The 12149-nt window shown below is 36.8% G+C and carries 8 protein-coding genes and 1 pseudogene; 1 reads left to right on the forward strand and 8 read right to left on the reverse strand.

What is annotated here, in order from left to right; all coding sequences use genetic code 11:
• Nucleotides 1–326: pseudogene (locus AC13DP_RS13185) on the forward strand (DUF4138 domain-containing protein); the annotation flags it as partial.
• A 972-nt stretch (nt 327–1298) separates the two neighbouring features.
• Here the strand turns inward: AC13DP_RS13185 and AC13DP_RS13190 are convergent.
• The 8 genes from AC13DP_RS13190 to AC13DP_RS13225 form a co-directional block, all read right to left on the reverse strand.
• On the reverse strand, nt 1299–2093 hold the full coding sequence (locus AC13DP_RS13190) for an endonuclease/exonuclease/phosphatase family protein (protein ID WP_347407485.1): 795 nt from the start codon (nt 2091–2093) through the stop codon (nt 1299–1301).
• A 25-nt stretch (nt 2094–2118) separates the two neighbouring features.
• Nucleotides 2119–2892, reverse strand: a complete 774-nt coding sequence (locus tag AC13DP_RS13195; RefSeq protein ID WP_347407486.1) for a 3-keto-disaccharide hydrolase — start codon at nt 2890–2892, stop codon at nt 2119–2121.
• 10 nt (nt 2893–2902) lie between these two features.
• The gene (locus AC13DP_RS13200; protein ID WP_347407487.1) at nt 2903–4246 is read right to left on the reverse strand and encodes a Gfo/Idh/MocA family protein; all 1344 of its coding nucleotides are present in this window, start codon (nt 4244–4246) and stop codon (nt 2903–2905) included.
• 24 nt (nt 4247–4270) lie between these two features.
• Nucleotides 4271–5911, reverse strand: coding sequence for a RagB/SusD family nutrient uptake outer membrane protein (locus tag AC13DP_RS13205; RefSeq protein WP_483067940.1), 1641 nt, complete (start codon nt 5909–5911; stop codon nt 4271–4273).
• A 10-nt stretch (nt 5912–5921) separates the two neighbouring features.
• On the reverse strand, nt 5922–9239 hold the full coding sequence (locus AC13DP_RS13210) for a SusC/RagA family TonB-linked outer membrane protein (RefSeq protein WP_347407489.1): 3318 nt from the start codon (nt 9237–9239) through the stop codon (nt 5922–5924).
• Nucleotides 9240–9318: 79 nt separating this feature from the next.
• Nucleotides 9319–10251, reverse strand: a complete 933-nt coding sequence (locus tag AC13DP_RS13215; protein WP_347407490.1) for a FecR family protein — start codon at nt 10249–10251, stop codon at nt 9319–9321.
• A gap of 105 nt (nt 10252–10356) precedes the next feature.
• A complete protein-coding gene (locus tag AC13DP_RS13220) occupies nt 10357–10941 on the reverse strand; it encodes an RNA polymerase sigma-70 factor (RefSeq protein ID WP_347407491.1) in 585 nt (194 codons plus the stop codon).
• A gap of 489 nt (nt 10942–11430) precedes the next feature.
• The coding region (locus tag AC13DP_RS13225) for a tyrosine-type recombinase/integrase (RefSeq protein ID WP_483067941.1) at nt 11431–12149 on the reverse strand (719 nt) is incomplete at its 5' end.

Consider the following 12149-nt stretch of genomic DNA (forward strand, 5'->3'; position numbering starts at 1 on the left):
ATTCCAAGACCAAACGCAAGAGAGGCATCAAGCTTCAGAAACCTATCTGGTAATAGAACTTTACCAATACTTCGGGAATTACGTTCGAAATAGATTTTCTGAAAGTATACCGGATTAGTGGCAACAAAAAAAGAAAATCTTCCTTTCAAAAACTGGAAAAAAAACCGATCTATATTTGCCATATGCCTTCGAAGATCTATAACAGCCAATCGGTACGCTTAGTATATGTGCTTCCTAAGTTTGTACTGGGAAGTAAGGAGAAATTGCAATTGGAATTGCAAGAGTTAAATGGAAGTAGAAAGGTATTGCTAAAAAAGAGACTTTAGATTTCTAACATTGATTCATTTACAGCTTTTTTTTCCATTCCTACTTTTAAACTACTAATCGAGAGCTTCTTATTTCTAAAATAATTAGTAGGAGCTAAAAGTTCTCAGTTTCTCTAGCTACGTATAAAATTAACTATCTCAGTGTAACCTTCTAAACATCAAAACATATAATCTTGATTATCGACTAGAGAAATTTTTAGTTAAAAAAATATTCTTAAAATTTACACTATCCATGGAGTTTAGGGGTGTGATATAATCACAAATAGGAAAGTTTATATAATGAAAGCTGTAGTATTTAAATAGGACTTAAAACAACTAAATATTTTAAAACCTAACTTCATTAAATTATTAAAAGTAGTATGTTATATTAATGACGTATGTAGAATTGCATTCTAAATATAATATTCTAAGTATTTATAGAATAAATAAACTAAAGTAAACTACCTCGGGGCAAGCCCACGAGGCATTCGATAGGCACAAAATTTCAATTCCGAGGCAAGCCTCGGGGTATTAAACCCTTTGGCGGTGCCAATAAAAAAGCCAATAATAGCATATAAAACAGTACGGTTTATTTTAGGCAATTTCATAAAAGATATACTTCCATTGGATTAAGTTTATAAAATTTATTGTTTATTTGGTTGAACATTAACTAAACTTTGTTTAGAGTATTTGTTTTATCGTCAAAATCACTCCTTTTATCTATTATTTTTTATTTCCAAATGTAAAAATCAGTCAATAGCAACATTCTAATTTTTGAGTTTAAATAGTGCTTTAAAAGTTTTTAAAAACTTAGATGTATGTATTTTTACCCTATAGAATTTCCCCTAAATAAGTAGTGCTTTGTACTTCTTGCCATTTATCTGGTATTTGGTCATTACAGATGAGAGAGAAGCCTCGGCGTACTTAAACTCCTCAAATAAAAATAGCCAATTCCTCTGCAGAAATTGGCCATTTAAATAGTTCTAAAATAAATTACTCAAACAATATAGTAGCAAGAACCGGTAAATGATCTGATGGAAATTGCTCTAGTAACACCTGGTGATTGATGCTCCGAACTCCTTTGCCTGCATACAATATATAATCAATCGTCTTTGAAGGAGCATCTGAGGGGGAGGTAAAACCACATTTATTTTTACAAGTCGATTTAAATTCTTCCAACATAAATTCCATGGAGGCCGTAGAAGGCACCATATTAAAATCTCCTGTTAAGATAGTAGGGGTATCATTTTGAGAAAGGTAATTTCTAATAGCTTTGACCTGGGCTAAATTATTCGTCTCATTGGTATAATCCAAGTGAGTATTACCAAAGCTTAGCTTTACACTATCCTTTAAATGTATGGTAGCAACAGATAATGATCGAGGTTCTGCATTTTCAGGATTTGGCAAGGTATATGTGATAGTATCCGAAATTGGAAATTTTGAAAGAATCGCGGTTCCGTATGCTCCTCCCTGAAAATCAATAGATTTTGAAAAATACCAATATTTAAATCCTGCCATTTCCGCAATAGCACGTGCCATGTGCAATTGCTCTCCAGAGCGTTCAGTATAAACATCTACTTCCTGCAAACCAACTACGTCAGCTTCACTTTGTTTGAGAACTTCAGCTATCGCTTCTAAATTTATAATGTCAGGTTGTGACGGTGGATTCGAATGATGAATATTATAGCTTAAAACTTTAATTTCAGTTTTTATATCCTTAAAATCCTTTTCTTCTTTAATTTCAGCCAGACTATTTTCATGACAAGCGCATACTACTAATATACACATTATCAATTTGAGAATAAGCTTCATATTAAAGTTCCTTTATTTTAATATTACGAAACCAGATTTCGCTTCCATGATCCTGTAAACCTATAAGCCCTGTTTTGGATTTTCCATAATTGGGATAGTCTTTCCATTTCCCTTCAGATTTTCTTCTTTCCCAATCTTCGGTCCAGGGCTTAAAACTTAGCGTTTTATTTCCATTTAACCAATATGTTACCTCATTCTCTGTAAATCTGATTGTTGCAGTATTCCACTGCCCAATTTTTTTTAAATCATCTTCTTTTAATTCGGGATTATACATGCCATAATCAGCTCCTATAGATTGCCAGGCTGCTAACTTTTGGGGAAAACCTACCTGATCAATAATTTGATATTCAGGAGCCGTGTAATAAGGTGCTTTATAGGATTCATCTTCCACAATGTGGTAGAAGATACCACTATTTCCAGCTGTTGATAATTTCCATTCTAACTGAAGTTCAAAATTATCAAACGCTTTTGAAGCATAGACAATATCACCGCCTATATCCCCACCTTCTCCACTGGAATAAAGTACTCCGTCATTTATAGACCATCCTTGGGGTAATTTTTGTTCGGTAGCATTATACCCTCTCCAATGATGCTGATGGTCTTGATCGAGTAGATTTATCCATTGTTTTGAATTATTTAAATTGGCTGTATCCCTTTCAAAATCATTAGCCATTTCAGAAGCTTTAACTCCACTTTTTTGTTCTTTTTCGACATTATTCTTACATGCACCTAGTACCATGATACTTAGACACATGATTATTACATTGGTTCTCATAGGTTTATTTTTATATTATCTTCATTTTTTCTGGATCCCAGCCTAAAATTGTATTCTCCAAATAACTTTGATTACAGAGCAAAGCAGGAGCTGCGGCACGAAAACCAAACTCCGGATCTTCTATAAGCGTATTCCCATTTCTAATAGCTTCAAAGAAATTAGAAAAATGATCATAATGTGCTCCCTTATAGCCTTTTTCTGCTTCATAAATCATTTCCGGTGGCGGAAGCATTTTTTTTCGCTGCTCGGAGGGGGTAATCTGTCCGGCTTTTTCTTTTGAGAATGGATCATCCATGGATACTGGCTCGTTTTTTCTAAGCACTACCCGATCCCATTCGATATCCATCGCTCCTTTGTCACCAACCAGGCGCAGGTAAGTATTACCACTGGTACCGTCTACAAAATTGCACCTTAGGGATAAATTGAATCCAGGATGATTTTTTGTGTTTGGATAATCAAACATTCCAAGAAGCACATCGGGGACTTCCCTTCCATCTTTCCAAAACCTTAATCCTCCCATCGCCGCTATTTTGGTGGGACCTAAAGAGTTGGTTATAAAATGAAGGCTTGAAAACAGATGCACAAATAGATCTCCCGCCATACCAGTGCCATAGTCCAGATAATTTCTCCATCGAAAGAAACGAACGGGATCAAAGGAATGATTTGGTGCCTCTTCAATAAATCGTTCCCAGTCAATAGTATCCGATGAAGCATCCTCTGGTATAGGATATTGCCAGGCCCCCACGGGAGAATTACGAGCCCAGAATCCCTCAGCATAATTTAAATTTCCGATTGCCCCCTGTTCAAGCAATTCCTTCGCTTTTTCATTTCCTAATGAAGATAATCCCTGACTTCCAACCTGATATACCTTTCCTGATTTTTTCCAGGCGTTTACCAACTCATTTCCTTCATTGATACTATGAAGCATAGGCTTTTCACAATACACATGTTTATCTGCTTTTAAGGCATCAACACTAATTTTTTTATGTAGATGATCTGGTGTCGCAATAATTACAGCATCTATATCCTCATTTTGCAGAAGCACATTATAGTCTGTAGTGGTTAACAGGGTATTTCCCCATAATGATTTTGCCCTTTCCAACCTTGCCTGGTACAAATCACAAACTGCAATTAAATTAATATCCGGAACCTCTAAAGCTGTTTTCAGATCTGACATTCCCATACCTCCTGCACCAATTAAACCAATATTGACAGGAGTTGTTTTCTTTACTTTTTGGAGATGATTTGGTATTACTACAGTCTGGCTATTTACGGATTGTCCTGGTGGTAAAGTAACCCCTGCCATGCCTAAGATGCCCAGCTCCTTTATAAAATTTCGCCTGTTATTTTTCATATTCTTAAATTAAGAAATATTCAGTTACCAACCCGGATTTTGGACCAAATCAGGATTTCTTTCTAATTGAGGTAGCGGTATTGGCCACAAATAATGTCTTTCCGGATCGAAAGTTCTTCCGGTATGTGCTATTAAAAATCCTTCACTATCGGTCCTAAGGTTCGCTGCCGCTTCTGCGTTTGGCAACCAATGAATATTGGTTCCTTTTACATCATTACCCAAAACTTCCGCTATTTTCCAACGCTTTAAATCGAAGTAACGTTGTCCTTCCAGTGCCAGCTCTATTCTTCTTTCCCTATGAATTTCTTCACCTAAGTTTAATCCATTTTGTTCTAATGCCCGGATACTCATAGGTGTCAATCCCACTCGTGCTCTTAACAGGTTAATACTGCTGTCTATATCTTCCTGAGATAAGGTCCCCTGTTCAAATTTAGCCTCTGCATAGGTTAATAATACTTCTGCATATCGTAAAAGATGAATATCATTATCATCTCTGTTATAAGTGGCTACAGCATCAACATCAGCATATTTTGTAAAATAATATCCAGTTAAGGTTACCGCACCCCGTCGGTCAGATTGAAATTTAGGAACTTCAAAAATTGATGGATTATCATTCTCTACTCTTCCATCGTAGCGTCCGCCCCAAGTGCTACCCGGCTCAAGGATCGTTTGAGTCATCCTGGGATCTCTGTTTTCAAAAACATCTTCATAGAAAGTTACGTGATACAGGGGTGATTTATCGATAGGCAGACCATCTATCATAAGATAATCATCAATAAGAGATTTGGTAGGATTCCATCGGATCACCTGATCGGGCACCTGTATTTCTCTGCTTAAATTATGCATTGCTACGTCCGATAGCGCTAAACGTGCAATAATAGTTTCCCGGTTATCACCGGCAGCTAATTTTCCTCTATCGGTAAAAAGAGCGTTATAATTTTCATTCGGATTACCAATATCAAACAATTCATATACTCCCATTTCCATCACTCTACGCGCCGCATCTTCTGCTATATCGTATCGCTCATTATATAAGGCTATACGAGCTTTTAATGCGAGAGCCGCACCACGGTTCATTCTGCCCAAGTTCTCTCCTGTGGGAATTTCAGTTGGTAGCGCTTCTGCCGCTACTTCCAAATCTTCCAAAAGAAAATCAACAATTTGTTCCTTTGGAGTTCTGCCCACCATTAATTCATCAATAGTTAGGGTTTGGGTTACCAGTGGAACGTCTCCCCAGAAATTAATCAGGTAGCTATACATTAAAGCACGCACTACGCGAACTTCTCCGGCTAAGCGTTCAGCAAGTTCAGAACTGACATTTGCCTTATGATAATTTTCCAAAAAAGCATTAGCCTGGCGTACTCCCCGGTATTGTGTGGTCCATTCTGTATTAATGGTATTTTGATCCGGCCCATAATTTCCACTGCCAATTTGCTGATATTGTGTACTGGATGGCCATAGAGTATTATCCCCCATATTCTCCATATCGACCGTGTTCTTGGCTTTTACATTAGCATATAATGCGTTAGCAGCTAAGATCAATTGTTCTTCATTCTCCCAAAAATTGGCATTGGTCAATTGATCTTGAGGAGGACGTTCCAAAAAGTCATCATTACAAGAAACGCATAAGAAAATGAAGGTCAGAAAAAATATTTTTTTTATCATGACGATATTTTTATTGTAAGTTTATATTCAGGCCTAAAACAAAAGTTTTAATTTGCGGATAAAAGCTCCCGCTACTCACCGGAGATTCAGGATCATAACCATCAAAATAATTAGTTATAGTCAATAAATTATCGGCAGACATATAAGCTCTTAACTTATTAACTCTGAACTTTCGAGTTAATGAAACTGGTAAGGTGTATCCCAGCTGGACATTTTTCAAACGTATATAAGAAGCATCCTCCAACCAGTACGTTGACAACCGCTGATTATAAGACTGCTGATAAGTTAGTCTGGGATAACTTGCATCGGTATTCTGGGGAGTCCACCGATCGAGATGTATATCCTGAGGCATAGCACTTTCTGAAATAAAGGCATGTCGCGCGGGACCGGTTAAAAGGCCGTCAACTTTCCCTACTCCCTGAAAGAAAAAACTAAAATCTATCGCTTTATAATTCATTCCTCCACGAAACCCAAAAGTGTATCTGGGAATATGGCTACCGATAACCTTACGGTCATTTATAAGATCTACCACGCCATCTTCATTTAAGTCCTTATAAATCAAATCCCCAGGTTGAACAGGATCTCCTTCTATCACCGCAAAATTCGGTATGTAAGTATCAGATGCCGAATCATATGTAAAATCAGACTCCTGAGCGATTCGTTCCGCAACTAATCCATAAAAAGCATCAAGAGGTTCACCAATCATTCTAACACGATCTCCAATAGTTGGTTCGGTTCCTCCCAAATCCGTAACCTGATTCTTTACATCAGAAAAATTAATATTGACATTATAATTAAAATCTTCAATTTGATCTTGCCAGCCCAATTGTAATTCCCATCCTTTGTTTTCTACTGAACCAGCATTTTGATAAGGATAATCGGGACCACCGAATACATCAGGAATAGGCAGTCTTAGTAAAATATTGTCTGTTTTATTCACGAAATAATCAGCAGTAATATTTAATTGTCTATCAAAAAATGCCAAATCGATTCCTACATCCGATTTTTCAGCAGCCTCCCAGGTTAGGAGTTCATTACCAACACTTGTTTGACGATATCCAATGGTTAATTGATTCCCGATAGGCATAGTATTAACCGGCCCCAGAATATCAAGATAAGCCAAATCAGCAATTCGATCATTTCCCTGAGCGCCGTAGGAAAATCTTATTTTCCCGAAATCCAGGATTTTTGAATTTCTAAGAAAATTTTCTTCCGTAAAAACCCAACCAGCTGAAGCGGCCGAAAACAAATCCCAACGAACATCGTCAGCAAATCTTGAAGAACCGTCATATCTAAAATCCAGTTCTAAAAGGTATTTATCACTGAAACCATAATTGAAACGGCCAAAAACTGATCGCAGAGCATTTTCCGCATGTCCTCCGCTGTTTAGTTGATTTTCGGTACCTAAATTGATGTGTCCGTTTAAAGAGGAAGCCACATTGGTTCTGGACGCATTTAAATCATCATTAATCGTTTCTTCCTGGGAAACCCCTGCTAAGAACTTTACTGCATGCTGCTCCAATTCTTTTTCGTATTCCGCGGTACCGATAATGGTTTTATAGGTTCCTTTATAACTGCTTGTCGTTATTTTATTAGGATATCCCGTTTGCCATAACAAATCACCGGTCTCTGGACTGTAATAATTGATGGTTCTTTCAAAAACATTTCGCCTTGAGTTATATTTTACAAGACCATACCTTGCTTTCAGTCGAAAGTCACCGGATAGATGAAGTGTCGCTTCAATATTTCCTGTAAATTCTTCGGAGGCAAAATCATTGGTTCCGGCATCATTTGCTACCGCTACCGGATTGCTAGACCCTCCAATATATCCCCAACCTCCATCAGTATTTCTTACCGGCACCAAAGGTATAATAGTGAGCGCATTATAAAGTGGCCCCGTACCATTGGAAGAGCCCGTATATGTTCTATCAATATAACCTATATTGGCATTGACATCGAGCCGGTCGAAAACTGTTGTATTTAACTTCAATCGCACATTATGACGCTGCGACTTAAAGTTATCCCCGATAACCAGTCCACCTTCCTGCAGGTAGCCATAAGATAAATAATAGTTAACATTATCTTTTCCTCCATTGACCGTCAGGTTATGATTTTCCTGTGGTGCATAATCTTCATATACCTCTTCAATCCAATTGGTATTTGCATAATTGTTGGGATCGCTTCCATCACGTGCTATTTGTATTTCTTCTTGCGTATAGGTAGGATTTCTCCCAACATTTATTTGGGATTCATTGAGGAGTTCCATGTACTCAGGAGATCCTAAACGTGTAGGTAGAGCGGTTGGATTTTGAAAACCATAATAAAAATCATAGGATAAACTTGGAGCACCGGTACTTCCTTTTTTCGTGGTAATAAGGATCACACCGTTTGCTCCGCGAACACCATAAATCGAGGAAGACGCAGCATCTTTCAATACGGAAATACTTTCAATATCCCTGGGGTTTAAAATATTCATATTTCCTCCCGGAATACCATCAATTACCACTAACGGAGTGGCATTTCCCCAGGTACCTATACCCCGAATTCGAATACTTCCTGCATTATTTCCGGGAGCTCCTGAAGCACCGGTAATGGTCACTCCCGGCATCAATCCCTGTAAGCCTGAATTCAAATTAGTTATCGGTCTGCTTTCAAGGTCTTCTTTACCCACCTGAGATACCGCTCCGGTTAAATTTGCTTTTTTTTGCGTACCATACCCAACCACCAATACTTCGTCCAGTGAATTCTGATCAATGGTCAGACTAACATTAACGGCGGTACTACCTTTCAATTCAATTTCTTTGGTGACATACCCCACATAGGAAAACTCAAGAATTGCATTTGGATCACGGACTTCAAGATTAAAATTACCTTCAAAGTCTGTTACTGCGCCATTTCGGGTCCCTTTTTCTATGATGGTAACGCCCGGGAGCGGTAGATTTTGGTGATCGAGAACATTTCCCTGAATGGTCATCTGCTCCAATGCTATTTTTTTATCTCTATTTACAGGCAAAAGGTAAATTTGACTTCCCAGGATTTTAACCTCTAGTTCAAGTTCCTTCCTTATTTTTTCTAACAATTTATCCAACCTATACTTCCCGACAGGTATATTTATCACCGCCTGTAACCCGATTTCATCCGTATAGGCAAAACTGGCGGGTATTTGCTGTTCTATTTCACCAATAATATCGAGAAGCTTATTAGTTGAAATTTGAATTTCATATTTTTCCGGATCTAAACTTTGGCTGATACTGCCATAATTAATCCCACTCCACAAGACAAGACCTGTAAAGAGGATAATAAATTTTTTCATTACAAAATTCTTCATAATTTTGTTTTAATTGTTTTGTGAGGGGAGCTTAAAGCCGCCAAGCATAATGCTCCTCTCTTCTTTTTAAAATTTAATTTTAACGAGTACGAATTTTTAATTCCTGTGATTTTACATTTATGTCATATTGATACGGGGTTAAAAGGCTTAGACCATCGACGAGTTCATAAATACTTGTGGTTCCACTATAGCTAGCTGTTATTTTTTTCTGAAGATTTAAAGACGTTTCTTTTGGCACAACAAGCTCAAGATTATATCGTGCGGTTATACTGTCAAGAACTGCATGCAGTGGTATATTTTTAAAAATCAATCTTTTGGGGCTCCAGTACCCTTTATCGGAAAATGCTTTGATTTCTTTTTTGATTTTCCCAGGTCTTATTTCAAGGTAGGTGTTTGCTTTGAGATCCACCTGATCAAAACCAGTATTGGAGCTCACACGGACGCTTCCTTCTTTAACGGCTACTTCCTGTAATTTTTTATTCCTATTACTTATCGTAAATTTCGTACCGGTCACTAATACGTGGTGCTGATCAAAATCAACTGTAAACGGTTTATTCGTATTGCTTTTCACATTAAAAAAAGCTTCTCCATGAAGTTCTATTTTTCTAGAAGCCGTAAAATTTTTATGATAAGAAAGCTTTGAATGGCTATCAAGCCATACCGTGGAACTATCAGGCAGGATAACATACTCAGGAGAATTTTCAGTCTGAAAACTTAGCCGGGCATTATTGAATGTAGAATTAAAATATAATGTCAAAAACGCGGTCCCAATCAGAATTACTATCACCGCTGCAATCCTATACCATGGGAATCCAGATGTTTGAATATTTTTATTTATAACCCGGTAAATTTCATTCTTGATCCTGTTTTTATGGTCTTCATCCTTAAAAACATTGGATTGGTTGCTATCCAAAAGATAATTTTCAAAGTCTTCAATGTATTTGTTTTCCTTTTCACTCGATTCCTCTTTTAGGAACTTTGCAATAATTGATTTAAAAGATTTCTCATTCATGCCATGGTGCGTTTACTCTTAAATACCTTCCAGTACATAAAACTCACACTACTAATTTGACACTTAATATTTTGTTAACAGCAGGTCGGGTAGCTTAACCATTAATTAAATCAGGTATAATGAAAATATAACAAAAGCTAATTCATGTCCTTTCAGATCCACACGCAATTTTTTTAAAGCAATGGAGATTTGATTTTCAACACTTCGTTTAGATATATTTAAGGACTGCGCTATCTCGTCATTAGAATAGCCTTCCATCCTACTCATTTTAAATATGGCCTTACAGCGCTCCGGTAAATTATTAATGGCATCTTCTAGAATTTTTCCTAGCAATTTATCCTTTTCTAAGAATTCTATAGAAAATTCATCTTCCTGGAGGCATTGATCAAGAGCTTCAACATGCACCTTACTGAATTTTGTATTTCGCAAGTAATTCAAAGATTTATACTTTGCGGCCTGAAAAAGATAGGCTCGTATATTTATGGGAGAGATCGTTATTCTGCGATTCCAATAATCTATCCAAATTTCCTGAAGTATATCTTTAGCCTCATGTTCATCCATAACAATGCATTGCGTGTGCCTGAATAATGGCTCCCAAAGCGCATCGAACAATTTCTTATAAGCCAGGGGACTTCCGTCTTTTACTTGAGCGGCTAATAGATTAAAATCATTTATTTCGATCGATTCCATGACTAACAAATAAAATAAAATCTCTCAACACACATATTAAGGATTTGTAAACTTCCCGTGGTGAATTGGCCAAAGGAGATATCCATAACCGATAAGTTGATACTATACATCAATTACCTACCATCCTCTGCTTGCATCTTCAATCTTCAATTAATCCCGAATCCATCCAGATATTTGGTTTTACTTCATTTTCAGGCTTTAATTTCCGTAGACGTCTTAGAAATATTATCTAAACAGAAATTAAAAGCCTCTTCTAAAGCATGGGTAATAATTGAGATTTGATTTTCCATAATTAAAACCTTCTCCCGAAAATAATATCTCGTTAATATTTATCCATGGGCGGCCTCACAATTTTTCAAAAATGCGACTATTCCTACACAAATGAAATTCTGAGAGTATTCGTTTTCACTCTTCAAATTGTTTTCTGTATTAATCATACTCGCTACTTTATAGAATTATTTACTATTATAATAAATAGGTATTAATTACCTAATCGGAACTATGATTAAGCTTTGCATTGAGCATCGCCATATCATCTTTCACCTTTTTATCAACTACCCGGGCATAAATTTGTGTAGTAGCTAGTTTCGTATGTCCTAATAGCTTTGAAACAGTCTCTATTGGTACACCATTGGTCAACGTGATGGTTGTTGCAAAGGTATGTCTGGCAATATGAAAGGTTAGATGTTTTTTGATGCCACAGAAATCAGCTATTTCTTTTAAATAACTGTTCAATTTTTGGTTCGAATAGCGAGGTAATAAAGTTTTAGAATGTACCGTTTTTGGGTGATCCTGATAACGCTTTAAAATATCCTTTGCCTGATTAAGTAAAGGAATCTTTAAAGCAGTTTTTGTCTTTTGCCTTTCTGTTTCTATCCATTGATTCCCATCAAAATCCATCCCAATATTATCCATAGTTAGTTTAGTGATATCAATGTAGGAAAGTCCCGTATAGCAGCTAAAGAGAAAAATATCCTTTACAATGTTAAGTCTATTTATGGACGATTGGAAATCCTCAATAGAATGTAACTCTTCCCTAGTTAAAAACTCCCTTCTCTTCTTTACATAAGATGATTTAAATCGCACAAAAGGATCTTTAGGTATCCATTCGTGATGATAGGCCATTGTAACCATTTTACGCAATCGCTGAAGATGCTTCATTGCGGTATTGTGCCCCATTTTTCGTTGGTGATCAGTGGGCTGGTAGG

Source organism: Zunongwangia sp. L-65 (assembly GCF_056859415.1).

Coding starts and splice junctions, on each gene's coding strand:
- AC13DP_RS13190 (WP_347407485.1), bottom strand. CDS start 2,093: ATGTGTATATTAGTAGTATGCGCTTGTCATGAAAATAGTCTGGCTGAA.
- AC13DP_RS13195 (WP_347407486.1), bottom strand. CDS start 2,892: ATGAGAACCAATGTAATAATCATGTGTCTAAGTATCATGGTACTAGGT.
- AC13DP_RS13200 (WP_347407487.1), bottom strand. CDS start 4,246: ATGAAAAATAACAGGCGAAATTTTATAAAGGAGCTGGGCATCTTAGGC.
- AC13DP_RS13205 (WP_483067940.1), bottom strand. CDS start 5,911: ATGATAAAAAAAATATTTTTTCTGACCTTCATTTTCTTATGCGTTTCT.
- AC13DP_RS13210 (WP_347407489.1), bottom strand. CDS start 9,239: ATGAAGAATTTTGTAATGAAAAAATTTATTATCCTCTTTACAGGTCTT.
- AC13DP_RS13215 (WP_347407490.1), bottom strand. CDS start 10,251: ATGAATGAGAAATCTTTTAAATCAATTATTGCAAAGTTCCTAAAAGAG.
- AC13DP_RS13220 (WP_347407491.1), bottom strand. CDS start 10,941: ATGGAATCGATCGAAATAAATGATTTTAATCTATTAGCCGCTCAAGTA.